Source organism: Oceaniglobus ichthyenteri (genome assembly GCF_003057885.1).
Classification (GTDB): domain Bacteria; phylum Pseudomonadota; class Alphaproteobacteria; order Rhodobacterales; family Rhodobacteraceae; genus Oceaniglobus; species Oceaniglobus ichthyenteri.
In genome coordinates, this window is record NZ_QAGK01000002.1 from 368753 (window position 1) to 394245 (window position 25493).

General features: G+C 59.6%; 26 protein-coding genes, 1 other RNA gene and 1 pseudogene. 13 read left to right on the forward strand and 15 right to left on the reverse strand.

Annotation, left to right across the window (positions count from 1 at the left end):
* Positions 1-74: 74 nt before the first annotated feature.
* The 6 genes and pseudogenes from C8265_RS19635 to C8265_RS04795 all read left to right on the forward strand — a co-directional run bounded on the left by C8265_RS19635 (position 75) and on the right by C8265_RS04795 (position 5268).
* Complete coding sequence (locus C8265_RS19635; protein ID WP_206050261.1) at positions 75-587, forward strand: hypothetical protein; 513 nt, start codon at positions 75-77, stop codon at positions 585-587.
* Complete coding sequence (locus C8265_RS04775; RefSeq protein WP_108482828.1) at positions 584-985, forward strand: phage holin family protein; 402 nt, start codon at positions 584-586, stop codon at positions 983-985. Before C8265_RS19635 ends, C8265_RS04775 begins: the two co-directional genes overlap by 4 nt.
* The gene (locus C8265_RS04780; protein ID WP_164512269.1) at positions 975-2114 is read left to right on the forward strand and encodes a DUF3618 domain-containing protein; all 1140 of its coding nucleotides are present in this window, start codon (positions 975-977) and stop codon (positions 2112-2114) included. The genes C8265_RS04775 and C8265_RS04780 overlap by 11 nt, the downstream gene beginning before the upstream one ends.
* A gap of 56 nt (positions 2115-2170) precedes the next feature.
* A complete protein-coding gene (locus C8265_RS04785; RefSeq protein ID WP_108482830.1) occupies positions 2171-3115 on the forward strand; it encodes a YihY/virulence factor BrkB family protein in 945 nt (314 codons plus the stop codon).
* A 16-nt stretch (positions 3116-3131) separates the two neighbouring features.
* Complete coding sequence (locus C8265_RS04790) at positions 3132-4100, forward strand: endonuclease/exonuclease/phosphatase family protein (RefSeq protein WP_108482831.1); 969 nt, start codon at positions 3132-3134, stop codon at positions 4098-4100.
* 313 nt (positions 4101-4413) lie between these two features.
* Positions 4414-5268 (forward strand): annotated as a pseudogene (locus C8265_RS04795) (extracellular catalytic domain type 1 short-chain-length polyhydroxyalkanoate depolymerase).
* A 4-nt stretch (positions 5269-5272) separates the two neighbouring features.
* Here the strand turns inward: C8265_RS04795 and C8265_RS04800 are convergent.
* Both C8265_RS04800 and rpmG read right to left on the reverse strand, forming a co-directional pair.
* Positions 5273-5773, reverse strand: coding sequence for a DUF421 domain-containing protein (locus tag C8265_RS04800; protein ID WP_108482832.1), 501 nt, complete (start codon positions 5771-5773; stop codon positions 5273-5275).
* A 171-nt stretch (positions 5774-5944) separates the two neighbouring features.
* Positions 5945-6112, reverse strand: coding sequence for a 50S ribosomal protein L33 (gene rpmG / locus C8265_RS04805; RefSeq protein ID WP_108482833.1), 168 nt, complete (start codon positions 6110-6112; stop codon positions 5945-5947).
* A 144-nt stretch (positions 6113-6256) separates the two neighbouring features.
* Here rpmG and C8265_RS04810 point away from each other — a divergent pair, with 144 nt between their 5' ends.
* Complete coding sequence (locus C8265_RS04810; RefSeq protein ID WP_108482834.1) at positions 6257-6505, forward strand: ParB N-terminal domain-containing protein; 249 nt, start codon at positions 6257-6259, stop codon at positions 6503-6505.
* A gap of 23 nt (positions 6506-6528) precedes the next feature.
* On the opposite strand, the gene C8265_RS04815 is transcribed toward C8265_RS04810, so the two are convergent.
* The 10 genes from C8265_RS04815 to C8265_RS04860 all read right to left on the reverse strand — a co-directional run bounded on the left by C8265_RS04815 (position 6529) and on the right by C8265_RS04860 (position 14862).
* The gene (locus C8265_RS04815) at positions 6529-7575 is read right to left on the reverse strand and encodes a PAS domain-containing sensor histidine kinase (RefSeq protein ID WP_108482835.1); all 1047 of its coding nucleotides are present in this window, start codon (positions 7573-7575) and stop codon (positions 6529-6531) included.
* Between the two features lie 135 nt (positions 7576-7710).
* An RNA gene (gene rnpB, locus C8265_RS04820) (RNase P RNA component class A) lies at positions 7711-8083 on the reverse strand.
* 11 nt (positions 8084-8094) lie between these two features.
* Entirely contained in the window at positions 8095-8715 is a 621-nt protein-coding gene (locus C8265_RS04825) for an N-acetylmuramoyl-L-alanine amidase (RefSeq protein WP_108482987.1), read from the reverse strand.
* A gap of 65 nt (positions 8716-8780) precedes the next feature.
* Complete coding sequence (locus C8265_RS04830) at positions 8781-9566, reverse strand: hypothetical protein (protein ID WP_108482836.1); 786 nt, start codon at positions 9564-9566, stop codon at positions 8781-8783.
* Between the two features lie 41 nt (positions 9567-9607).
* Positions 9608-11089, reverse strand: a complete 1482-nt coding sequence (gene gatA, locus C8265_RS04835; RefSeq protein ID WP_108482837.1) for an Asp-tRNA(Asn)/Glu-tRNA(Gln) amidotransferase subunit GatA — start codon at positions 11087-11089, stop codon at positions 9608-9610.
* Positions 11089-11376: an Asp-tRNA(Asn)/Glu-tRNA(Gln) amidotransferase subunit GatC gene (gatC, locus tag C8265_RS04840; protein ID WP_108482838.1), complete on the reverse strand. Its 288-nt coding sequence runs from the start codon at positions 11374-11376 to the stop codon at positions 11089-11091. Before gatC ends, gatA begins: the two co-directional genes overlap by 1 nt.
* Before the next feature lie 52 nt (positions 11377-11428).
* Positions 11429-11893, reverse strand: a complete 465-nt coding sequence (locus C8265_RS04845; protein ID WP_108482839.1) for a nucleoside deaminase — start codon at positions 11891-11893, stop codon at positions 11429-11431.
* An 18-nt stretch (positions 11894-11911) separates the two neighbouring features.
* The gene (coaBC, locus tag C8265_RS04850) at positions 11912-13111 is read right to left on the reverse strand and encodes a bifunctional phosphopantothenoylcysteine decarboxylase/phosphopantothenate--cysteine ligase CoaBC (protein WP_108482840.1); all 1200 of its coding nucleotides are present in this window, start codon (positions 13109-13111) and stop codon (positions 11912-11914) included.
* A gap of 63 nt (positions 13112-13174) precedes the next feature.
* Positions 13175-13987 carry a ChaN family lipoprotein gene (locus tag C8265_RS04855; RefSeq protein WP_108482841.1) on the reverse strand — a complete coding sequence of 271 codons (813 nt, stop codon included), beginning with the start codon at positions 13985-13987 and terminating at the stop codon, positions 13175-13177.
* On the reverse strand, positions 13984-14862 hold the full coding sequence (locus C8265_RS04860) for an RNA polymerase factor sigma-32 (protein ID WP_108482842.1): 879 nt from the start codon (positions 14860-14862) through the stop codon (positions 13984-13986). Before C8265_RS04860 ends, C8265_RS04855 begins: the two co-directional genes overlap by 4 nt.
* A gap of 102 nt (positions 14863-14964) precedes the next feature.
* On the opposite strand from C8265_RS04860, the gene cobU reads away from it, so the two are divergent.
* The 3 genes from cobU (at position 14965) to C8265_RS04875 (ending at position 17652) form a co-directional block, all read left to right on the forward strand.
* Positions 14965-15498 carry a bifunctional adenosylcobinamide kinase/adenosylcobinamide-phosphate guanylyltransferase gene (cobU, locus tag C8265_RS04865; protein ID WP_108482843.1) on the forward strand — a complete coding sequence of 178 codons (534 nt, stop codon included), beginning with the start codon at positions 14965-14967 and terminating at the stop codon, positions 15496-15498.
* The gene (locus tag C8265_RS04870) at positions 15495-16067 is read left to right on the forward strand and encodes a histidine phosphatase family protein (RefSeq protein ID WP_108482844.1); all 573 of its coding nucleotides are present in this window, start codon (positions 15495-15497) and stop codon (positions 16065-16067) included. Before cobU ends, C8265_RS04870 begins: the two co-directional genes overlap by 4 nt.
* 76 nt (positions 16068-16143) lie before the next feature.
* Complete coding sequence (locus C8265_RS04875; RefSeq protein ID WP_108482845.1) at positions 16144-17652, forward strand: YifB family Mg chelatase-like AAA ATPase; 1509 nt, start codon at positions 16144-16146, stop codon at positions 17650-17652.
* Here the strand turns inward: C8265_RS04875 and gshB are convergent.
* The 3 genes from gshB to rsmI all read right to left on the reverse strand — a co-directional run bounded on the left by gshB (position 17649) and on the right by rsmI (position 19890).
* Positions 17649-18596 (reverse strand): glutathione synthase, encoded by a 948-nt coding sequence (gshB, locus tag C8265_RS04880; RefSeq protein ID WP_108482846.1) that lies wholly within the window; start codon positions 18594-18596, stop codon positions 17649-17651. The two genes, C8265_RS04875 and gshB, sit on opposite strands and share 4 nt — an antisense overlap.
* Before the next feature lie 72 nt (positions 18597-18668).
* Complete coding sequence (locus C8265_RS04885) at positions 18669-19019, reverse strand: YraN family protein (protein ID WP_108482847.1); 351 nt, start codon at positions 19017-19019, stop codon at positions 18669-18671.
* A gap of 10 nt (positions 19020-19029) precedes the next feature.
* Complete coding sequence (rsmI, locus tag C8265_RS04890; RefSeq protein WP_108482848.1) at positions 19030-19890, reverse strand: 16S rRNA (cytidine(1402)-2'-O)-methyltransferase; 861 nt, start codon at positions 19888-19890, stop codon at positions 19030-19032.
* A gap of 84 nt (positions 19891-19974) precedes the next feature.
* Between rsmI and C8265_RS04895 the strand changes: the two genes are divergently transcribed.
* Genes C8265_RS04895 through murJ form a run of 3 tightly spaced genes read left to right on the forward strand, consistent with a single transcriptional unit; the run spans position 19975 to position 25482 of the window.
* Positions 19975-21156, forward strand: a complete 1182-nt coding sequence (locus C8265_RS04895; protein WP_108482849.1) for a penicillin-binding protein activator — start codon at positions 19975-19977, stop codon at positions 21154-21156.
* The gene (locus tag C8265_RS04900) at positions 21143-23935 is read left to right on the forward strand and encodes a [protein-PII] uridylyltransferase (protein ID WP_108482988.1); all 2793 of its coding nucleotides are present in this window, start codon (positions 21143-21145) and stop codon (positions 23933-23935) included. The genes C8265_RS04895 and C8265_RS04900 overlap by 14 nt, the downstream gene beginning before the upstream one ends.
* Positions 23935-25482 (forward strand): murein biosynthesis integral membrane protein MurJ, encoded by a 1548-nt coding sequence (gene murJ / locus C8265_RS04905; RefSeq protein WP_108482850.1) that lies wholly within the window; start codon positions 23935-23937, stop codon positions 25480-25482. The genes C8265_RS04900 and murJ overlap by 1 nt, the downstream gene beginning before the upstream one ends.
* Positions 25483-25493 lie beyond the last annotated feature (11 nt).

Sequence of the window (25493 nt, forward strand, 5' to 3'; positions counted from 1 at the left end):
CTTATCGGTGTGATCGTCGTCGTTCTGGCCATTGTCGGTTTTGTATTTTGAGCCGCACAAAAAGGAGTAACACTATGACTTCCCCAAACAATCCCTCGGGCCGCTCGGCTGCTGACACGGCGAAACAGACGGCCAGCACCATTGCGGATGACGCAAAAGACACGGCACAAAGCGCCGTTGAAAGCGTCACCCACGCTGCGGCCTCTCAGGCCAAGGCGGCAAAATCATCGGCCGCCGATGAAATGTCCGGCGTTGCCTCTGCCCTGCGCACGGCCGCCGATGAAATGCGTAGCGGGTCACCGCAAGAGCGCACGTTCGGTCAGATCGCAGAAGGGTTGGCCGATGCGTCAGACGCCCTGCGCGACAAGGATCTTGCAACGATGGTGGATGATGTCACCAAATTCGCACGCAAGAATCCGGCCGTATTTCTGGGCGGTGCCGCATTGATCGGCTTTGCCGCAACCCGGTTTGCCAAGGCTTCGCATGATGTGCCCGCCTCAACCCAAGTGGGCGCGGCAAACACGGTGCAGCCCGCGACGGGCGGCGTCTATGCCCCATCAGTTGCAACGCGAGGGGATGTATCATGAGCGATCACAACACAAATAAAAGTGCCGGCAATCTGTTGTCGGATGCGATGACCAACGTCAGCGCCCTGGTCCGTAACGAAGTTGACTTGGCGCGCGCCGAAGTCAGTGAAAACCTGAACCGGGCCGGCGTGGCCATCGGGTTGATTGCCGGGGCGGCGATTATCGCCCTGGTGTCTCTGAATGTGCTGGCCGCCGCATTGGTTGCCGCCCTGACCGAGGCCGGACTTGACGCAGGATGGTCTGCATTGATCGTGGGTGTTGTCCTTGCCGCCGTTGCATTCGTGATGATTGGCAAAGGGGTCAACGACCTGAAACTCTCCAGCCTGGCACCGACACGCACCGTCAAGAACGTAAAGCGTGACGCCGAAGCCGTAAAGGATGCTTACGATGACAAGTGAAACCCGCACTCCCGCAGAAATTGAACGCGAAATCGAAACACAGCGTTCGGATTTGACATCAAACCTGGAAGATTTGCAGGACAAGTTTTCGATCGATACATTGGTGCGCCAAGTCAGTGACCAGTTCCGTGAACATGGCGGTGATATCGGCAAATCGATCACCGATCAGGTTAAGGCGAACCCGATTCCCTTGGCCCTGACCGGAATTGGTCTGGCGTGGATGATGTTTGGAAACGGCCAGAAACCGGCGGCCGCCCGGGGTTACACCCACGCGGAAGAAGAATTTCGCCGCAGCCGTCTGGATCAGGGTCGCCCCTATACGCCGCCCGTCCGTTCCGTATCGGAGTACGACACCGGCCCATCCTATGGAACCGTCCCGTCCTGGGCGCGCGAGGATCGCTATGACGGTCCGTCGATGACTGATCGTGTGGCCAGCCGTGCCGGTGATCTGAAAGACAATGCCGCATACGGTGCAAAAGCCGTGCGTGACGGCGCATCATCGGCCGCATCTTCGGCATCCGACAGTCTTTCTGCCGCCGGTGAAAAAGTGTCCGATGCTGCATCTTCGGCGCGCTCATCCTTGGAAGATGGGGCAAAATCGGTTCAAAGCAGCATGGCCGCCGCCCGTGAGCGGATTGCACAAGGCACCGAAGACCTGACCGAAGAAGGCCGTCGGCGCGTGATCGAAGCCCGCCAGCGTGCGTTGGAAATGCGCCGACAGGCGGCGCAATCCCTGCATCAGGGCACCGATGCCGCCGCTGACTTTTATGATCGCCAGCCCTTGGTGATTGGCGCACTTGCCCTGGCTGTTGGTGCCGCACTGGGCGGTGCGTTGCCCCGTACCAAGGTCGAAGATGATCTGATGGGCCGCCAAAGCGACGACCTTTTTGACGAAGCAGAGCGGATTTACGAAGAAGAAAAATCCAAGGCGATGAAAGTCGCGCAATCTGTGAAGAATGAGGTTGAGGATATCGCGAAGGAAACCAAATCAGACCTCGACAGTGGTGCACCCGGTGACAAAACCGCCGCACAGGCGGTGGCCGACAAGGCAAAATCTGCCGCCACACGGGTTGCCGACGCGGCCAAGGATACGGCCGAAGACGAAAATCTTGGCAAACCCAAGACCTGATAAAATCAAAAAAGGGGGCATCACAGCCCCCTTTACCTCTGTTGAAAGGAGATCCCATGGCGCGTGGTCGCAACGCTGAAACACCGGTTGGAATACCTGCTATCGGGTTCAAGGATGTGGCGTTTCGCGTCAAGGATGAGATCGCCGATGATCGTGTCGGTCTGCTGGCTGCGGGGGTGGCCTTTTATGGGTTGCTGGCCTTGTTTCCGGCCATTACCGCCCTGATCGCAATCAGTGGTCTGTTGGTTGAACCAAGTCAGATCGTCGCGCAGATGGAGCAACTTTCCGGGCTTGTGCCACAAGAGGTGCTTACCATCGTCACCGATCAGGCCAGCGAAGTTGCCGGTTCACGCAGTGGCGGTTTGGGTCTGGCCGCGATATTTGGTCTGCTGCTGGCGCTTTATTCCGCGTCAAAGGGCATGGGCAGCCTGATCCAAGGCCTGAACGTGGCCTATGACGAAGAGGAAAAGCGCGGTTTTTTCAAACTTAAACTGGTTACGCTTGGTCTTACATTACTGCTGATTCTCGGCCTGTTGATCGGTCTGGGCGCAACATTGGCCGTTCCCGCGGTACTGGCGTTTCTGGATATGGGCCCGTTGGTGGCCACCATTATCACCGCTGTTCCTTGGATTGGATTGGTGTTTCTCACCATTTTCGGTTTGTCCGCGCTTTACCGCTATGGCCCCTCACGCGATGAGCCGGAATGGAAATGGGCCTCGGCCGGCGCGATCACCGGTTGTGTGATGTGGATCGTGGCATCGGCTGGCTTTGCCTTTTACGTCAGCAACTTTGGCTCTTACAACGAAAGCTTTGGCACGTTGGCCGGCGTTATCGTCTTGCTGATGTGGTTCTGGATCTCCGCGTTTATTATCCTGCTTGGCGCCGAGTTGAACGCCGAACTTGAGGCGCAGACGCGCCACGACACCACTGTCGGCGAAGACAAACCGATGGGCACGCGCGAAGCGGTAAAGGCCGACAATCTGGGCGAGGCGGCGGATTGAGCAACGGGACCGTGCCATGATCAATGTCATCCTTTGGGCGCTTACGCTTTTTGTTGCGATAACCACCGCCCTGCCGCTGACCAACAGCGTCAGGTGGTGGATACGCATGTGGGATTTTCCGAGGCTGCATCTGGCGGCACTTGCACTGTTCATCATTCTTCTTGCCGTACCGTTTTCAATCGCGTTCAAACCGGTTCTGATACTGATTGCACTGATATCCGCCGCGTATCAGATTTTTCGGATTTTCCCCTATATGCCGTTGGCCCGCCCCGAGGTGAAAGTTGTCGAAACATCGCCTGAAACACTTACCGTTTCCCTGCTCGCGGCGAATGTGTTGATGGAAAACGCGCGCCATGGCGATCTGATTGCGCTGATCGAACGTGAAGATCCCGATGTGGTGTTTCTGATGGAAACCGATCGGGTTTGGCATGACGCGCTTTTGGCCGGGTTGGAGCGATATTCAACGATCAAGACACATCTGAGCGACAATCATTATGGCCTGATCTTCGCCACCCGCCTGAAGGCGCGTGAGGTCGATCTGAAGTGGCCATCGGATGATGACACACCAGCCCTAAAGGCCATTCTTGCCGATTCAGAGGGGCGCGAATTCAATTTTATCGGGTTGCACCCCCGCCCACCCGTGCCGGGCAATGACACCGCGACACGAGATCGCCAGATCAAGAATGCCGCGCTGATGACGTCATCGGCCGACCGGCCCACGATTTGCATGGGTGATTTTAACGATGCCGCTTGGTCGTGGACAACCCGGCGGTTCAAAAAGTACGGCAATTTCTTGGAACCGCGCGTCGGGCGCGGCCTGATTTCCAGTTTTCATGCGCAATATTCGTTTATCCGGCTGCCGATTGATCAGCTTTTTGTGACAAAGGATGTCGGCCTGGTGGCGTTCGAGCGTTTGGAAGAATTCGGATCAGACCATTTTCCCATCATCGCAACGGTGACGTTCGATCAAACCACGCTTGGCTGATCTGTTCGAACTGATCCCGTGCGCAACGCCTTTGACCGGCGCCTTTTTCTTGCCCCATTGTGAAAGCCAGTCCCGGATGTTTGACCCTTTCAAGCGTGCACGCTCTACCGCCAACCGACGCATTCGGCGCAATGCGTCGAAAACTGTTGGAAATATGTGGGCGGCGATGCTTTCTCCGGCACCGGTCAAGAAACGCACGCCTGCGGCAAAACCGACCAAACCGCGCAGAAATCCGAAAGCCCCCACAAAACGCCCCGCCCCCAAGACATCGCGCACCAAGCACAGCGTGCCACGGGACGCATCGTTTAAAACCATGACCCATAAAGGCCCGTTCGGAACGCGGTCTTACAAAATCTACCGCCCCGCTGCGGCGCACTCTGCGCCCACTGCCCTGCCTTTGCTGGTGATGCTCCATGGCTGCGGCCAGACCCCTGATGATTTTGCGCGGGGCACGGGCATGAATGCCCTGGCCGAGGAATTCGGCTTTCTGGTCATTTATCCCGGCCAGTAGCGCGAGGCACAGTTCAACAGATGCTGGAACTGGTACAACACGGCCGACCAATCCCGTGGATCGGGCGAACCTGCACTGATCGCCGAAATCACCCGGGATGTCATCGCGACCCATCATGTCGATCGCGCCCGGGTGTATGTTGCGGGCCTGTCAGCCGGAGCGGCGGCCGCCCTGATCACTGCCAATGGCTATCCCGACATTTTCGCGGCGGTGGGCGCACATTCGGGTTTGCCTGTCGGGGCGGCCCATGACACCAGCTCGGCAATCATGGCCATGCGGGTGGGCGCGCCGGGGCGGGCGCAAACTGCGCAAATGCCCACCATCATCTTTCACGGTGAGGCCGACAGAGTGGTAAATTCGGCCAATGGACGGTTCATCGCGTCCCGCGCGCTGGACACCTACACAGGTTTAACCAAAACCGAAATCAAAGGCCGCGTGGCCGGAGGCCACAAATATGTGCGCACCCGCCACCGCATTGGCCGCGGCCGGGCGTTCACCGAACATTGGGCCATCCACGAGGCTGGCCATGCCTGGTCAGGGGGCAACACCGCAGGCAGTTTTACCAACCCGGCAGGCCCCGATGCATCCCGCGCGATGGTACGTTTCTTCCTGCGTCACCGCACCAGCGCCAAATATCGAAAAACCATGGCTGCCTGACAGATTAGTGCCGTTTCACACCGGTCAGGATTTCATCCTCAAGCGGGGGGCCATCGACGGCGCCGTGCAACACGCTGATATCGCCCGTCGGCTCAATCACCACGGCGCGCACATTTGCCATGCTCAGGGCGTTTGCCTCGCGCAGTTTGCCATAAACATCGCCTTTGGTCACATTCGCCTTGATAAGATTCTCGGGAATAAACGTACCGTGTTCGACCAACAGCAGGGGTTCGTTTTCTATGGCCCCCCGAAATCCGGTTGATGAAAATCTGACCCTTGAAATCGTCGCCTGAATTGCAAACACCGCAATCAGGGCCACTGGCCCGACCCACAGCGCCTGATCCAGATTCAGCACGGTCGAAGCGATGATCGAACCGGTTGCAACGGTCAGCGCAAAATCGAAACTGGTCATTTTCGAAAAGGATCGCAGACCGTTCACCCGGGTCAATGCAATTACGGCGACAACCGCAATCAGCGCACGCAGGAAAGGTTCAAGATACTCCATAAAATCGCTCCAGACTGAGCCGCATCAAACAGGATGCGTTTCAAAAAGACAGTGATAATGGAACGATCTGCGCGCTGTCTTGTTCCCAAATCGCCAAAGCGACCATGCGCACAACAAAAAGCCGCGCAGGGTATCCCGGCGCGGCCTGTAAAATCAAAGTACCGAAACGGTTTACTTGATCTTGCCTTCTTTGTACTCGACATGCTTGCGCGCGACGGGGTCGTATTTGTTCACAACCATCTTTTCGGTCATGGTGCGCGCGTTTTTCTTGGTCACATAAAAGTGGCCGGTGTCAGCCGTCGAGTTGAGACGGATCTTGATGGTGGTTGGCTTGGCCATTGGTCTCTCCTCAGCACGGGCGCGACACGGGGTGCGGCCCATCGAATTCTTGAACCTTGGCTTTTAGACAGGTGGCCGCCACTGTCAACCGTTTATCGCGATTTCGCGCTGGTGTATTGCAAAAGTCCGGTGCACTGTGGCCCTATGCCCGTCAAACATTCGCTTCCCATTGCCGAAATTCAAATTCCGGCCAAACGCAAAAAAACGCTGGACCCAGCCAAAGTGGCCGCCATGGCCGAAGATATCCTGGAAAACGGCCAGACCACGCCAATTTCCGTGCGCGCATCGAAAACCGGATATGTCCTGATTGAGGGTTATCACCGGCTTGAGGCGTTGCGCGCCCTGGGCGAAAAAACCGTGGTCGGATACGAAGTGCGCGCGCGGCTGCATTAGCGCGCGGGATCGGGAAAATCCTTTTATTTCGGGATGGTCAGGGTGAACACGGTGACATCATCATCCGATGTGAACGTCAGTGTGCCGCCGTGGCCCTTGGCAATTTCGCTGGCTATAAACAGGCCAAGCCCCAGCCCGTTTTGCGAATCACGCACATCGCCCCGCGCAAAGGGTTGAAACAGCAATGGTCGCGCTTGGTCCGAAATACGCGGGCCGTTATTTTCCACCGACAGGATGAAATTGCCATTCTGATCATAGGCGCGCACCCGGACGGGTTGCGAAATATCGCCATGACTGATCGCATTGCTCAGCAGGTTGGACAAAAGTTGCGCGATACGATTCGCCTCGCAAAGGACCGGCTGATCGAATCGATAGTCTTCGACGATTTGCGCCGTGGGCTGGCCTGCCCGGATTTCCTGTACGGTTTGTTGCAATGTCGGGGTCAGAACCACCGCAGTTTTCATTGTCATCGAAATACCGGTGCCCAGACGGGCGCGGGCCAGATCCATCACATCGTCAATCAATCCGGTCATCCGTTTGATCGACCCTCCCATCGCCTCTAACAGGTCGCGGTCGGCATCGGCCCCGTATTTCCGGCGCAAAATATTCATGCCTGAATTCAGCGCCGCCAATGGATTGCGCAAATCATGGCTGAGAACGGCGATGAACTGTTCGCGCAACACCGCCTCTTCGGCACTGGTTTTCAGCGCGGCTTCGGTTTCTTTTTGCTGAGTGATGTCGCGCGCCATACAAAAAATCCGGCCACCCACCGGCACAGAATTCCACGCCAGCCAACGGTACGATCCATCGGCATGACGATAGCGGTTTTCAAAGTTCAACACCGGCTTGCCACGTTGGACATCGGCAAAGGCCAGGATCGACGTATCCTTGTCATCGGGATGAAGAAAATAATCATAGGTTTTTGATTCAACTTCTTCGGCACGATACCCAAGGGTCGTAAACCAGGCCGGATTGGTATCGGTGAACTGTGCGCTGGAATCGAGAAACCCCAGAAGATCGGGGGTCACTTGCCAGGTCAGACTGCCGCGCTCACTCAACTCCAACGTCATGTTCCCTTTGTCAGGAGCGTCGTCATCGCTGCATGCTCAATCCGAGCGCTGTTCGTACGTCGCAATTTCGGCTGCTGTTATCACAAAGCCAATCCAACTTACACCCTTATCCCGTCGCCCCGGATCGGGGGCAAGGTGCGCGGATGGCCTGTAAGCCGGATTTTGTCTATGGCCAAAGCCACGAGATGACCATTCCTCTGGCCCCTGGATTGCTCCAGCGGTCAAGCTGCCAACCCGGATTTCGGGGCTGAAGCGGCCCTGGGGAAACCCCGTGAAATCCCTATTCGGCATTGCTCCTGGTGGGGCTTGCCATGCCGGTTGTGTTGCCACCCCCGCGGTGCGCTTTTACCGCACCGTTTCACCCTTACCCACGCATGCGCGGGCGGTTTATTTTCTGTGGCGCTTTCCGTCGGGTTGCCCCGCCCGGGCGTTACCCGGCACCATTGCTTCAAAGAGTCCGGACTTTCCTCGCGTTTCTTGCGAAACACGCGGCCATCCAGCCATCCACGCCTGTTTGACTTAGGCAGGCGATGCGGCCCCGTCAACGGGAAAGCGCGCGGCGATATCGGCCAGAATCGCCATATCCCGCGTGTTCAGTGGCCCCGTCGCCCATGGCGCAAAACGCAACCGCACGGCCGACAGCAGCGTGGCATCATCCGTATCTGCGGTAAACCCGGCGCGCGCCGCCAGCGCGCGAAACTGCTCCGGCGGGGCCGGATCGGCGGGGGCGGGCCAAACGGCCAACCCTTGTCGCGCCAAACGCTGCCAGTCGAATTTCGGGCCCGGGTCAATCTTGCGCCCCGGGGCCATGCAGGAATGTCCGATCACCCGGTGGGGCGGAATCGCCCAGCGGTTGATGATATCGGCCAACAGGCGTTCAACGGCATCCATCTGCGGCGCGGGAAACGGCGCCAGCCCGGTGTTGGAAATTTCAATTCCGATAGAGCGGGAATTCACGTCGCCGACCGCGCCCCACCGCCCTGCCCCGGCATGCCAGGCGCGCGCGGCCTCATCCACCATTTGGGTGATGCGCCCATTGCTGCCAATCAGGTAATGCGCCGACACCTGGGCTTCGGGGTTGCACAACCACGCCCCTGCCCGCGCGGCGCTGTCCATCGCGGTGTAATGCAGCACCACCATATCGGGCCGCACGCCACCCCGCCGCGCACCACAATTGGGCGACGGGTTTTGAAGGATATCAAGGCTCAGTTTTGCGCAACCTTGCGAAATGGCGTCGGATCCCAGTAACAGGCAAAGCCATCGCCATCGGGATCAACACCTTTGCTGTCTTTTTGCGGGCCACCGTTTTTCAGAAAATCCTCTTGGGCGCGGTCAGACGAGCTGTAGGAGGCACAGGCGCGCAGGAATTTCGATTCGGCGTTAAAGCCCGAGCGGTTATAGATTTTTTGCCCCACCGCATTGGTTGTGCTTAATGCAAAGGCCACGATATTGGGCGCGCTGCTGCCGGGGCGGGCCGGCACGGCGGTGGGTTGCACCACCTCATAGGCGGCGCGTTGGCGCGCAATACGCTCGGCGTCGGATTCGATGGTCTGGCGCTCGGATACGGCGCCGAAATCCTGTTCGTCGGAAATGCCCGGATTGCTGGTGCGGGGTGCGCCCGGGGTGATTGGATCGGCGGTTGCCAGATCGGGCTGCATGGCGCTGGCCGGTGCGCCGATCGGTTGTGTGCTGACGGGCGGCGTGGCGGCGGCAGTGGTCGCCGCACCTGTGGGCAGGCCGGCGGCGCGCAGATCTTCGGTGGAAATGACCTGCCGCGCGGGGGCGGGGGGGGTGGCAGGCGCATCGACGGTTCCCTGCGGGAAAACCGATTCGCCCCGGCGCAGTGCCGCATCGCGATCAATCCGCGACTGTTCATAGGCCGCATAATCGGTAAATCCGACGCCTGCGCCACTGTCTGGCACCGCAGGTTGACAGGCGGCCAAACCAAAGGTCGCCATCACCAAAACCAGGCGCGTACCGGAAAATTGCATCACTCTTCTGCCCACATCTGTCATTCTTTTAGGGTCGCAGTTTACCACCATCTTGTCGGCTTGGCCACAAATCCGGCCGCACGTTCCAGTGAATAGGCTGTGTTCAGCAAATCCGCCTCTTCCCACGGCTTTCCGATCAGTTGCAGCCCCAAAGGCAGACCGTTCTTATCAACCCCGGCAGGCACGGAAATGCCCGGCAAACCGGCCAGATTTACCGTCACGGTAAAGACATCGTTCAAATACATCTGCACCGGGTCGTCATGGTTCATACCCAATTCAAACGCCGACGATGGTGTGGCGGGCGTCAGTATCGCATCCACGCCCTGGGCAAACACATCGTCGAAATCTTTCTTGATCAGGGCGCGCACCTTGCGGGCGCGGTTGTAATACGCGTCGTAAAATCCCGCACTCAGAACATAGGTGCCGATCATCACCCGGCGCTTTACCTCGTCGCCAAACCCTTCGGCGCGGGTTTTTTCATACATTTCGGTGATGCCATCGCCCTGCTCCAACTTGGCCCGGTGACCAAAGCGCACGCCATCATACCGCGCCAGATTCGAGGATGCCTCGGCCGGGGCAATCACATAATAGGCAGGCAAAGCGTATTTGGTGTGCGGCAGCGAGATATCGACGATCTTCGCCCCCGCATCGCGCAGCATCGCGGTGCCATCGGCCCAGAGTTTTTCAATCTCCGAAGGTATCCCGTCCATGTGATACTCTTTGGGAATCCCAATGGTTTTGCCGCGTATATCGCCGGTCAGCGCCGCCTCAAAATCGGGCACGGGCAAATCGGCGCTGGTGCTGTCTTTGGGATCGTGGCCGCACATCGCGCCCAGCATGATCGCGCAATCGCGCACATCGCGGGTCATCGGCCCCGCCTGATCCAGGCTGGAGGCAAACGCCACGATGCCCCAGCGCGAACACCGCCCATAGGTGGGTTTCAACCCAGTGATGCCGGTGAATGCGGCGGGCTGCCGGATTGAACCGCCGGTATCGGTGCCGGTGGCCGCAAGACACAGATCGGCGGCAACCGCGCTGGCCGATCCCCCCGAACTGCCGCCAGGGGTCAGATCGGTGCCGCTGGCGGTTTTCCAGGGGTTGATCACATTGCCATAGGTGCTGGTTTCATTGCTGCTGCCCATGGCGAATTCATCCATGTTCAACTTGCCCAACATCACCGCACCCGCATCGAACAGGTTTTGGGTGACCGTGGATTCATATTCGGGCTTGAACCCGTTCAAAATTGCGCTGGCCGCTTGCGATGGCACACCTTTGGTGCAGAATAAATCCTTGATCCCCAAGGGGATACCGCACATCGCCGGGGCGTCGCCACCGGCAATGCGGGTATCTGCGGCACCGGCCTGGGCGCGGGCAATATCGGGGGTGTGATGGGCAAATGCGTTCAACGCCTGGGCGCCGTCGATCTGGGCCAAACACGCGTCGGTCAGCTCCACGGCGGTGAAATCCTTGGCACGCAGCCCGTCACGGGCGGCGGCAATGGTCAGTTTATTCAGATCAGACATTATTCCACCACCTTTGGCACCGCAAAGAAGCCTTCGCGCGCATCCGGCGCATTGGCCAGAATGGCGCGTTGTTGATTGCCGTCAGTCACCACATCATCGCGCCGCTTCAGGCGTTGTGGCGTGACGCTGGTCATCGGTTCAACCCCGGTCACGTCAACCTCGTTCAACTGCTCGATAAATCCGAGGATGGTGTTGAATTCATTGGCCAGCGCGGGCAAATCCGCAGGATCAACCTTGATCCGGGCCAATTTTGCCACTTTGGCGGCGGTTTCAGTGTCAATCGACATGGGCGGCTCCGATATAAATTTGATCTGCGTTTAGCGGGTGTGCCCGGCAGCTTCAAGATGGCGGTAGCTGTCGCAGCTTTGCAAAGAACGCTTTTAACAATGCCTCGGACGGGGCGGCACCGATGCCATCATAGATTTCCGGCACGTGATGCGCCTGGGGATGGCTGAAAATGCGCGGCCCCTGTGCCACACCGCCCGATTTCGGATCACCCGCGCCGTAATACAGCCGCGCAATCCGCGCCGATGCGATGATGCCAGCGCAGGCCGGGCATGGTTCAAGCGTAACGTAAAGATCGCAACCGTTCAGCCGCTCAGACTCCATCACGCCACAGGCGGCGCGAATCGCCAGAATTTCGGCATGGGCGCTGGGATCGTGCAATTCACGGGTGCGATTGCCCGCAGCCGCCAGAATCGCGCCAGATGGCCCCACCACCACCGCGCCCACCGGCACCTCGCCCCGCGCACCGGCGTCGCGGGCCTGATCCAATGCCAGTTCCATATATGAGCGAAACACCATGGCGCCAAATCGGATGTTTTACGTCGGTTCAAGCGCGGCCGCGATCCGGTCGGCCAATTGGCGCGCCACAGCATCCTTGGCCATACGCGGCCAGGTTTCGGCGCCTGAATCGCTGATCACGGTCACGGCGTTTTCGGTGCCGCCCATGATGCCGCTGGCCGGTGATACATCGTTGGCCACGATCCAGTCACAGCGTTTGCGCGCCCGCTTGGCGGTGGCATGGGCGATCACATCTTCGGTTTCGGCGGCAAATCCAACCACCAGACCGGGGCGGCCCGCGCCCATCTGCGAAATTTCGGCCAATATGTCGGGGTTTTCGCCGAATTGCAGCGTCGGCAGGCCGCCTTTGGTTTTCTTGATCTTCTGATCCGACGCGCCCACCACATGCCAATCGGCCACCGCCGCCGCAAACACCGCGGCATCGGCGGGCAATGCGCCGTGCACCGCATCGCGCATCTGCCGGGCGGTTTCGACTGCGATCACATTCGCGCCGGCGGGCGGCGGTGCGGTGGCGGGGCCGGTCACGAATGTCACCCGCGCGCCCAAGTTCAACAACGCCCGCGCCACCGCTGTGCCCTGCGCGCCCGAAGACCGGTTGGCGATATAGCGCACCGGATCGATCGGTTCATGGGTTGGGCCGGATGTGACCAACACATGTTTGCCTTGCAACGGCCCACCACCAAAGGCGGCATCAATCGCGGCGACAATTTCCAAGGGTTCGGCCATGCGCCCCGGCCCGAATTCGCCACAGGCCATATCGCCATCATTGGGCCCACAGATTAAAATACCGTCACCGCGCAGGGTGGCCAGATTGCGCTGTGTGGCCGGATGATCCCACATGCGTACGTTCATCGCGGGCGCAATCAGCACCGGTTTGTCGGTGGCCAACAAAAGGGTCGTGGCCAGATCATCGGCCTGCCCGATTGCCATTTTCGCCATCAGATTGGCGGTGGCGGGGGCAACCACCACCAAATCGGCGGCGCGCGACAATTCGATATGGCCCATTTCCGCCTCGGACGTCAGATCGAACAGTTCGGTGAAAACCTTGGTGCCGCACAGGGCCGAAACCGACAGGGGCGTCACAAATTCATGGGCGGCGGCGGTCATCACCGGGGTCACACGCACGCCACGTTCGCGCAAACGGCGGATCAGATCCAGCGCCTTGAACGCCGCGATTCCGCCGCTGATGATCAAAAGAATATGTTTGCCCTGTAACATCGACTGGCCCCGCGATTATTCAGCCGCGACTTTAGGGCGGCAGGCCCAAACTGGCAATTGCCCCTAGCGAAACGCATCGCAAGGGTCGTCGCGCGCGGGCGCGGGGGACACCGTCAGCACATCAAAGGGCTGTGCCGTCGTTGGCACTGTCTCCAACTGACCGATGGTCAAGACCGAAATATCGCCCAGAGGTGTGTCGTCGATCGCCTGGTGCAGCGCCGCAGGTATGCCCCAATCATTGCGCGCATGGCCATTGCCGGTGATCACCGCCACGGGCGGACCTTCGGACAACAAAGCCGCGATCACTGCCTTGGCCAGGGCTGCATCGCGCAGGCGCTGTGCCTCGACCATGCCGGGCAAAGCCGACACCGGCAGCGCGCCACAGTGCGATTCGGCCATCATTGTTTCGCGGGCTTCTTGCTCGGACGTTAATAGCGGAACATCCAACCCAAATAATTTGGCGGCATCGCCCATGGCCTGTCCCGCGCCATGGCGCATGGCCTGGCCCAGCGCATCGCGCGACACATCGCCGCCATAAACAGCGGCCCCGTTCGCGGCGCTAAATATCGGCGCATACATGGAAAAATCGCCCCATCCGCGCTGTTCCCACTGCAACACTGCGCCCAAATCCGGCGCATCCGGCCCCGCCTTTTGCCCCACATCGGCCAGTTCCGGCGTCAGCATTTCATACACCACCGCCGTGGGCTGCATCCGCGCCACCCAGGCCGCTTGGTTGGCGTGATGGGCGGGGTTGTCATGCACCTCGCCCATGATCACCACGTCATAGGGCGCAACATCAATTGCATCAGGCGGATCGAAAAAGAAATCGCCCGCCGCGGCACACAGTATCACCGCCGAAACGGCAACGCCCCTCATACCAGCAGTTGCAGAACTTCGCGTGACTGACCCTCAAGCGATTTGCGCATCTTTGTGAACGCTGCTGCCTCAAGCTGGCGCACCCGCTCTTTGCTGAGGCCCAATTCGTTGCCCAACGATTCCAGCGTGCGCACCTCGTCGCGCAACTTACGCTCGCGCACGATAAACTGTTCCCGGTCGTTCAGTTGCCCCATGGCGAACAACAACCATTCGCGCAGGGTGGCCAAATCCTTGTCACGGGCGACGGTTTCGTCGGCCTGTTCGCTGTCATCTTCCAGCGCGTCAATCCATTCGCGGCCCTCATCCTCGGTGCTTTGGGTCGCATTGAGGGAATAATCACTGCCCGAAAGGCGGCCCTCCATCATTTCCACATCATGCAGAGGCACGCCCACTTCGGTTGAAATCATCTGGCGCAACTGATGATTGTCCAACTTTTCGCCCCGCGCCGCCGCTTCGCGTTCAAGCCGGGCCTGCACCCGGCGCATGTTGAAAAACAGTGATTTCTGCGATGATGTCGATCCGGTGCGCACCATTGACCAATTGCGCATCACATAATCCTGAATGCTGGCCTTGATCCACCATACCGCATAGGTCGAAAAGCGCACGCCGCGATCAGGGTCGAATTTTTCGGCCGCCTTCATCAGGCCCAAACTGGCCTCCTGGATCAGGTCATTCATCGGCGCGCCGTAGCGGCGGAATTTGCTGGCCATGGAAATGGCAAGGCGCATGTAAGCGGTGATAAGGCGGTGCAACGCGGCCTCGTCCCGCTGATCGCGCCAGGCATAGGCCAGGCGCAATTCGGTTTCGGCATCCAACAGTTCGGCCTTCATCGCGCGGCGGGGCAAAGTCTGATCCGTAAATCCTTTGACAGCCATGGCAAATTCCCCCAGTTGCAGCCCAGAGTGCGGGGCTTTAATGAATTATTTGTAAACCTCTACGCAGGGTAAACACTCTTGGATCAAAGAAAGTTGCCAATCATGTTGCCAAATCTTTCCCTTGTCCTAGGGGGCGCCAATTCGGGAAAATCGGCATTCTCGGAACTGTTGTTGCGCAACACCGGGTTGCCCCGCACATATATTGCAACGGCGCAGGCGTTCGATTCTGAAATGGCTGATAAGATTTCGGCACATCGGGCCGCCCGTGGCACAGAGTGGCACACGGTTGAGGCCCCGTTGCGCGTGGCCGAGGCGTTGACAGAATGCGCCGCCGACGGGATCGCGTTATTGGATTGCGCCACCCTTTGGTTGTCGAACCACCTGTTGGCCAACAGTGATCTTGAACATGAATGCACCGGCCTGATGACGGCATTGCAAAATGCCCCCTGCCCCGTGGTGGTGGTCAGCAATGAGGTGGGACAGGGAATTGTGCCCGACAACCAACTGGCACGACAGTTTCGCGCAGCACAGGGCCGGTTGAACCAACGCATCGCCGCACAGGCCGGATTGGTGGTGTCCGTTATTGCCGGTTTGCCGATGGTGCTGAAAGGCGCCCTGCCAAAGGAAATGTCATGAGCGCGATCTGGTATTGGGTGCGCCATGGCCCGACCCATGAAAAAACATTCGTTGGCCACCGCGATGTGCCTGCCGATCTGTCGGACACCGCCGCATTGGCGCGCCTGTCGGCCTATCTGCCGCGCGATGCTGTGGTTGTATCATCCGATCTTTTGCGGTCTGTCACCACGGCCGATGCGATTACCGATGGGCGGGTGCGGCTGCCCCATGCCCCGGAGTTGCGCGAATTCGACTTTGGCCTGTGGGATGGGCTGACCTTTGATGCCATCGCCGCGCGCGATCCCGAATTGTCGCGCGCCTATTGGGAAACACCCGGCGATATCGCCCCACCCCACGGCGAAAGCTGGAACATGGCGGCCGCCCGCATCGCGCCGTTTGTTGACCATATGAACCGGGAATATTCTGGCCAACGGGTGATTGCCGTGGCCCATATTGGCGTGATCCTGACGCAAATCGCGCGCGCCGCCGATCTGGACCCGGTTCAGGCAATCATGCAAAGCATCGACAATCTGTCAGTGACGCGCATTGACTATGGCGTGGGTGCCGATCCGATCAATCACTGCCCGTAACAATCCGCCTTGGCGTTAACTGTTCGGTAACCCGCGGCCTTTAGCCGTTAACCATTATCTTGGGTGAGGACGGGTCATGATCGCGCGGGCCTATACAGTAGCGTTTGACGGGATCGAGGCCCGCCCCGTCGAGGTGCAATGCGCCGTCGCACCCGGCCTGCCCGCCTTTACCATTGTCGGGCTGCCCGACAAAGCCGTGTCAGAGGCGCGCGAACGGGTGCGCGCGGCGCTGGGGGCGTTGTCCATCGCGCTGCCCAGCAAACGGATTACGGTTAACCTGTCGCCTGCGGATTTGCCAAAGATCGGGTCGCATTTCGATCTGCCTATCGCGCTGGCCTTGCTCGCCGCCCTAGATATTTTGCCCAAAGACACGGTCGAGGCGACGCTGGCGTTGGGCGAATTATCCCTTGATGGCACCCTCGTGCCAGTGATTGGCGCCCTGCCCGCGGCGATGACCGCCGCCGCCGAGGACCGCACCCTGTTGTGCCCCAAAGCCTGCGGCGCCGAGGCGGCATGGGTGGGCGCCGCCACGGTGATTGCGCCCGCCGATCTTGGCGCGGTAATTCGCCACTATACCGGCCGCGCACCGCTGACCCCGGCGGTTGGAGGTCAGGTGTCCCTTGCGCCCCAGACCCGCGATCTGATCGAAGTGAAAGGCCAGGAACGCGCCAAACGCGCCTTGGAAATTGCCGCCGCCGGGCGCCATCACCTGCTGTTGATTGGCGCACCGGGGGCGGGAAAATCCATGTTGGCACAGCGTTTGCCCAGCATTCTGCCCCCCCTCACCCCGCATGAGGCACTGGATACATCGATGATCCATTCACTTGCCGGGTTGCTGAACGAAGGCGGCATATCCCGACAGCGCCCGTTCATGGAACCGCACCACACCGCATCGCGCGCTGCCATCGTCGGTGGTGGCAAGGGCGCCAAGCCCGGTCAGATTTCACTGGCGCACAATGGCGTCTTGTTCATGGATGAATTCCCAGAATACGAACGCAGCGTGCTGGAAACCCTGCGCCAACCGATCGAAACCGGCGAAGTGGTGATTGCCCGCGCCAATGCCCATGTGCGCTATCCCTGCCGGTTTTTATTGATTGCCGCTGCAAATCCCTGCAAATGCGGCCATATGTCTGATCCGGCCCGCGCCTGCGCCCGCGCACCTGTGTGTGGCGAAGATTACCTCAGCCGCATCTCTGGGCCGCTGATGGATCGATTCGATCTGCGGGTTGATGTGCCGCCTGTCGCCTTCACCGATCTTGACCTGCCGGCAACAGGCGACACATCCGCGGTTGTCGCGGCCCGCGTCGCCGCCGCGCGCGACATTCAAACCACGCGCTTTGCCAACCACGACGGGCTGACCTGCAACGCCGACGCGGTCGGCCAGGTGTTGGAGGATATCGCCCGCCCCGACACCGAAGGGCGCGATCTGCTGCTGCGCGCGGCAGACCGCTTTGGGCTTTCGGCGCGGGGGTATCACCGGGTGTTGCGGGTGGCGCGCACCATTGCCGATCTTGCCGGATCACCCAAGGTTGAGCCGCCCCATATTGGCGAGGCGCTCAGCTTTCGTTTCCCGGGCGGCGGTTAAGGCCGGGCCAGGCGGCGCTCGATTGCTTCCCAAATTTTCGCGGTTATGTTGACGTTGTCGAACCGCTCAAGCTCTTGAATCCCGGTGGGTGAGGTCAGGTTGATTTCGGTCAACCAATCGCCGATCACGTCGATTCCCACGAAAATCTGGCCTTTTTCCCGCAGCAAAGGGCCAATCGCGGCGCAAATTTCACGGTCGCGGTCGGTCAGCTCTACCTTTTCCGGGCGTCCGCCGACATGCATGTTTGATCGGGTTTCCCCCGCGGCCGGCACCCGATTGATGGCGCCCACCGGCTCTCCCTCAACCAGGATCACGCGCTTGTCGCCTTTGGTGACAGCGGGCAGATATTTCTGCACAATCAACGGTTCGGTGTTGATACCGCTGAACAACTCGTGAAGGCTGGCGATGTTGCGATCATCCGGGCCAAGCCGAAAAACCCCGGCGCCACCATTGCCATAGAGCGGTTTCAGGATGATATCCTGATGCACCTCTTTGAAATCCCGCAGGGTTTGCAGATCGCGGGCAATGGTTGTGGGCGGAATCAGATCAGGAAACCGCAAACACAACAGTTTTTCCGGATAATTCCGCACCCAGAACGGATCATTCACAACCAGGGTTGTATCGGGCAGAAAATCAAGCAGATGGGTTGTGGTGATATAGCCCATATCAAACGGCGGATCCTGGCGCAGCCACACCACATCGAAATCGGCCAGATCCACCTCGGCCCGATCGCCAAGGGTGAAATGATTGCCCACCTCGCGGCGCACGGCAAGGGGCCAGCCCCGCGCCATCACCCGCCCCTGCTGCCATGACAGGCAATCTGGCGTGTAATAAAACAGGCTGTGACCGCGCGCCTGCGCCTCTTCTGCGATGCGAAACGTACTGTCGGCCGCGATGTCAATCGGCCCGATTGGATCCATTTGAATGGCAATTTTCAACGGCATGGTGCCCCCTTGAACAACTTTGTCCCTTCATGGCCCGTGAATGGGCGGGTGACAATGCCCCAACAGCGCGGCTTACATGAAAGCGTTTTCGATAATATCAATTGTTCCGGCACGATCCATCAACGCCACATCAAACCGCATTTCACTCAGCTGCCCATCGGGTTCGTTGGCGACAAATTCAGTGGCGGCATCAAAAATCCGCTGCATCTGCTGGCGTCCAATCCGCAGCGCAGCGCGGTGATGGGTGCGCGATGCCTTGACCTCGATGAAAACAAACCCACCGTGGCCTTGGGCGATCAGATCAATCTCACCGCCCTTGCCGCGCCAACGCCGCCCCACAATCCGATGGCCGCGCCGTTCATATTCGGCCGCAACCGCATCTTCGGCGCAGCGCCCCGCGTGGTACGAAACCTGACCAGACATCGCTGACCTTTCACTTTTTCGCCATGGCAAGCGCGGCCTGATACACATCGCGCCGCGCCAACCCCAGATCATCGGCCACCCTCTTGGCCGCGTCTTTCACCGACATATCGGCGAGCGCGGTGGATAACGCAGCATTCATATCTTCCGCTGTCGGTTCTGATCGGTTTCGGTCAATCAACAGAACCACTTCGCCTTTTGGCGGCACCGCAATGTAATGTTCCAACACGTCTGCGGCGGGTCCGCGCCGCACCTCTTCGAACTTTTTTGTCAATTCACGACACACGGCAATTTCCCGGTCTTCCCCCAGTGTTGCACATATTTCCCTAAGAGTTGGTAAAAGCCTTTTGGCGGATTCAAAAAATACCAGCGTTGCCGGGATTGACCCCAGTTCGGCCAGGGTTTTCTGCCGTGCGCCTTTGGTCGAGGGCAAAAACCCCGCGAACATGAACCGGTCCGTTGGCAATCCGGCGATCATCAATGCCGCCGTCACCGCCGATGGCCCCGGTGCGCCGGTGACCAAAAAACCACCGGCCAAAACATCGCGCGCCAGAGCAAAGCCCGGATCGGCCACCAAAGGTGTGCCCGCATCCGATGCATAAGCCACTGATTTGCCATCGGCAATCAACGCCAAAAGTTTCGGGCGCATCGCGGCCCCGTTGTGATCGTGATAGGGCAAAAGCCGCCGCGCCCCCATTTTCACCCCATGCAGTTCCATCAGATGCCGGGTGTTGCGCGTGTCTTCGCAGGCGATGACATCGGCCGAGGCCAGCACATCCAGCGCCCTTAACGTGATGTCGCGCGCGGTGCCGATCGGGGTGGCAACAAAATGCAGGCCCGGCGCAAGTGGGCGAATTTGCGCAATCGTGGTCATTGGGTGGCCTCACTGATTTACACGGTGGCATTCTCCACCTAATGTCTGCGGGCCTGTCCCCCCATGTTGCAAGAGAGTTTGCCGATGTTTTCGTTTTTGTCCACCGCCCCCGTGCCGATTCGCCGTTTTGCCACGATGGCGGTCGCGGCCTTTGCCCTTGCGGCCTGTGAACCCATCGCCCTGGGCGGTGTTGGAACCGGGCCTTCGATTGATGCCTCGGCGCCCGTGCCTGTGGCGCTTCTGGTGCCGGCCGGGTCGGCAGATGGTGGCGCGATCCTGGCGCGCAGTCTTGAAAATGCGGCACGTCTGGCGATGGCTGATCTGAAGGGCGTCAAGATCGATCTGCGGGTCTATGACACGGCAGGTTCGGCCAGCACAGCCGCACAGGTGGCCGCGCGCGCCGTGGATGAGGGCGCAAAAATCATCATCGGCCCGGTCTTTGCCCAGGCGGCAAATGCGGCCGGTGTTGCGGTGGCCAATCGGGGCGTGAATGTACTGGCGTTTTCCAACAACACCTCGATTGCCGGGGGCAACGTGTTTGTTTTGGGCAATACGTTTGAAAACACCGCAGATCGCCTGGTCAGCTATGCCCGCAACAAAGGCAAATCGAACATCTTTGTCGTCCATGGCCAAAGCGCGGCCGAGGAGACCGGCCGCGATGCGATTGTGGGCGCGATTCAGAACAACGGCGCGCGCGTTGCCGGTGTTGCTTCGTTTCCACTGTCGCAACAGGGCGTGACACAGGCAATTCCCGGAATTGCCGCACAGGCCAAAGCCGCCAATGCCGATTCGGTGTTCATGACATCGGGCACCGCCGGGGCATTGTCATACCTGGTTGATGGATTGGCCGGCGCGGGCCTGCCCTCATCGACGGCACAATATATGGGCCTGCAACGTCTGGATATTCCCAGCAGTGCCTTGTCGTTGAAAGGCATCCAGGGCAGCTGGTTCGCCCTGCCCGATCCCAACATGTCGGCCCGGTTCAACAGCCGTTATGCCGCCGCCTATGGGGGGCAGCCCCACGCGATTGCCGGCCTGGCCTATGATGGCATTGCCGCCATCGGTGCATTGGTCGCCCAAGGGAAAAGCAACGCCTTGAACACGTCGGCACTGACCCAAGGGTCGGGCTTTATCGGGGTAAACGGCATTTTCCGCCTGCGCGCGGACGGCACCAATCAACGGGGCATGGCCATCGCGCAGATCCAGAACAATCAGGTTGTCGTGATCGACCCCGCACCGAGAAGCTTTGGTGGTGCAGGTTTCTAATTCAGCCACGGCGCATTCTGATCCTGCGGCCTTGCCGGACGGTTTGATCTGTCCGGCAGAGCACATTCTTGACGTGGCCCGTCTGCGGGCCGCGATAGATGGTGATATTGCCACCTGCGATGATCCTGCAGACCGCCGCGCCTGTGTCGTGCAACATCTGAAAACGGCGCTGGCGGATGGGCGGGAAACGATTGCCCGCGCCTTTACCGACCAGCCCCACAAGGCGCGCGAAACCGTGCATTCCTATAGCTATCTGACCGATGGCATCGTCACCACGATTTACGATATGGCCCTGCGCCATTTGCACCCCCCGTCTGATCCAACCGGGGATGATGTGGTGTCGATCCTGGCCGTGGGCGGATATGGCCGGGCCGAAATGTGCCCCTATTCCGATGTCGATCTGTTGTTTCTCAGCCCTCACAAACTGACCCCATGGGCCGAAACCCTGATCGAATCCATGCTTTATATATTCTGGGATTTGCATCTGAAGGTGGGCCATTCCAGCCGCACGGTTGACGATTGTCTGGATATGGCACGCGAAGATTACACCGTGCGCACCGCCCTGCTTGAGCGGCGATATTTATGCGGCGACACAACCGTGGCCGACCGGCTGGACGAAACCCTGTGGCAAGATCTGTTTCACAACACCGGCGCCGAATATATCGCCGCCAAGCTGGAAGAGCGCAGCATCCGTCATCAGAAACAGGGCGGCCAACGCTATGTGGTTGAACCCAACGTCAAAGAGGGCAAAGGCGGCCTGCGCGATCTGCAAACCCTGTTCTGGATCGCGAAATACGTCAACGGTGTGAACAAGGCCGTCGAACTTGTGGCCGCCGGTGTGTTCAGCGATTCCGAGTATCAGAATTTCAACAAGGCCGAGACTTTTCTGTTGGGGGTGCGGTGCCACATGCATCTGGTCGCCGGGCGGGCGATGGATCAGCTGACCTTTGACATACAGGTCGAAGTGGCCGAGCGTATGGGATATGCCGACAAGGGCGGGCGGCGCGGGGTCGAGCATTTCATGCAAACCTATTTTCGCCATGCCAATCGCGTGGGCGAATTGACCCGCATTCTGCTGACCGCGCTTGAGGCCGATCACAAGAAAAACGTGCCCAGTCTGGTGGGCAAGTTGCGCCGCAAAAAGGTGCGCGCGGGCTATCAGATCAAACAGAACCGCATCAGTTTCGAAGACCGCGCGACGTTTCTGGCCGATCCGCTGAACATGCTGCGCATTTTCGATGAGGCGATGCGCACCGGTTATCTGCTGCATCCCGATGCCATGCGTGCGATTGCTGCAAACCTGACATTGGTTGACGATGCCGTGCGCAAAACCCCCGAGGCGATGCGCCTGTTCATGCATATCATCCTGAAATACCCCAACCCCGACCGGGCGCTGCGGCGGATGAACGAAATCGGCGTACTATCGGCGTTTCTGCCCGAATTTGAACCCATCGTCGCGATGATGCAGTTCAACATGTACCATCACTATACGGTCGATGAGCACACGATTCAGGTGATCAGCGCCATGGCGCAAATTGAACACGGCGAATTGGATACCGAACTGCCGATTGCAACGCAGATCGTGAAATCCGGCAGTGTGAACCGAAAGGTGCTGTATATCGCCCTGTTGCTGCACGATATCGGCAAGGGACGCGATGAGGATCATTCGGTTTTGGGCGCAAAAATTGCCCGCAAGGTGGCGCCGCGCCTGGGCCTGAAACAATCCGAGGTGGACACCGTTGAATGGCTGGTGCGCTATCACCTGTTGATGTCGGATATCGCCCAAAAGCGCGATCTGTCCGATCCGCGCACCATCCGCGATTTCGCCAAGGCGGTGCGCAATCGCAAACGTCTTGATCTGCTGTTGTTGCTGACGGTGTGCGATATTCGCGGTGTTGGCCCCGGCACCTGGAACAACTGGAAGGCGCAGCTTTTGCGCACGCTGCACCGCGAAACGGCGCGCGCCCTTGAAAACGGGCTTGAGGATCTCAACCGTGAAACCCGTGGTGCCGACGCCCGGCGACGTCTGCGCGAGGCCTTGCCAGATTGGGATAAATCCGCCCTGCGCCGCGAAACCCAACGCCATTACCCGCCCTATTGGCAGGGGTTGGATACCGGCGCCCATGTGGTGTTTGCCAATCTGCTCAGCACGATTGAAGACGGCGACATCTGTATCGATCTGAAACCCGATCCCGACCGCGATGCCACCCGCGCCTGTTTTGCCATGGTCGATCATCCGGGTATCTTTTCGCGCCTGGCGGGGGCATTGGCCTTGGTCGGGGCAAATGTGGTGGATGCGCGCACCTATACCAGCAATGATGGTTTTGCCACAGCGGTGTTCTGGGTGCAGGACGGCGATGGCGCGCCCTATGACGAATCGCGCCTTGGTCGGCTGCGCAAAATGATCGGCCGCACCCTGAAGGGCGAAGTGGTGGCGCGTGACGCCCTGGAACCCCGCGACAAGATGAAAAAGCGCGAGCGTGGGTTTCGCGTGCCGACCTCGATCATTTTCGACAATGACGGATCGGAGATTTATACGATTATCGAGGTGGATACACGCGACCGCCCCGGCCTTTTGTACGATCTGACCCGCACCCTAGCGGCGGCCAATATTTCCATTGCCAGTGCGGTGATCGCCACCTATGGCGAACAGGTGGTCGATACGTTTTATGTGAAAGACATGTTCGGTTTGAAATTCTATTCCGAAAGCAAACAACGCGCATTGGAACGCAAACTGCGCGAGGCCATCACCCAAGGCTCGGAACGGGCGCGCGCCTGATGCTGCGCGGTTTTTTCACGGTCGGCGCCTGGACATTGGTCAGCCGGGTTTTGGGCTTTGTGCGCGATATATTCATTGCCGCCTATCTGGGTGCCGGTCCGGTGGCCGAAGCGTTCCTTGTGGCGTTTTCCCTGCCCAACATGTTTCGCCGGTTTTTCGCCGAAGGCGCGTTCAACATGGCATTCGTGCCGCTGTTTTCCAAGAAACTGGAAACCGGCGACGACCCCCATGGATTTGCCAGGGATGCCTTTGCCGGCATGATTTTTATCTTATCCACCTTCACCATTCTGGGGATGGTGTTCATGCCCTGGCTGGTCACCGCCATGGCCAGCGGATTTCATGGCGACGAACGGTTCGATCTGGCGGTCACCTATGGGCGCATTGGGTTTTCCTATATCCTGTTCATCTCGCTGGCCGCGCTTCTTTCTGGTGTTCTGAACTCGACCCGCCGGTTTTTGGCCGCTGCTGCAGCGCCGGTTTTGCTGAACGTGGTGTTCATTGCCGCGATCCTGTTGGCGGGCCTGACAGGCCCCGGCGATCCGGCGCAAATGGCCGACCGGGTGGGCATCACCCTGGCCTGGGCGGTGCCGGTGGGCGGCATTGCACAGCTTGCTCTGGTCTGGGTTGCGGCGGCGCGCGCGGGCTTTCGGCTGACCCTGCGCCGCCCACGCATGACGCCCGAGCTGAAAAAACTCGCCATCATTGCCGCCCCCGCCGCACTGGCCGGGGGGGTGGTGCAGATCAACCTGTTGGTGGGGCGGCAAGTGGCCAGCTTTTATGACGGCGCGATTGCCTGGCTGAACTATGCTGACCGGTTGTATCAACTGCCTTTGGGTGTGGTGGGCATCGCCATCGGTGTCGTCCTGCTGCCCGAACTGTCGCGCCGTTTGGGGGCCGAGGATACGGCGGGCGGGCGCCATGCCTTCAACCGTGCGGCAGAAATGGCGCTGACGCTGACGGTGCCTTCGGCGGTGGCTTTTGTGGTCATTCCCCTGCCCGTGGTGGCAACGCTGTTTCAACGCGGCGCCTTTGGCCCCGATGACACCGCCGCCACGGCAATTGCCTTGGCGATTTATGGTTTGGGCCTGCCGGCATTTGTATTGCAAAAGGTACTGCAGCCGTTGTTTTTTGCCCGCGAAGACACAAGATCGCCGTTTCGTTATGCCCTGGTTTCGCTGGTGGTGAATGCCGGGCTGGCGATTGGCCTGATGCCGTTCATCGGGTTCTTGGCCGCGGCCATTGGCACCACCGTCGCGGGGTGGGCCATGGTCTGGCTATTGGCGCGGGGCGGGCGCAAGATGGGCGAGGCCGCGCAATTTGATGACCGTTTTCGCAGGCGGATCTGGCGGATTTTGGCGGCATCGCTGGGCATGGGCCTGTGCCTGTGGGTGGCCACCGTGATTCTGGGCCCGTTGTTCGGAATGGCAGGGTTGAAATATCTTGCCCTTGCCGTGCTCGTCTTGATCGGGATGGGCAGCTATTACATTATCGGTACGGCCATCGGTGCCTTTGCCTTGTCCGATATTCGCGGCGCGGTCCGGCGATAATCAAATAAATG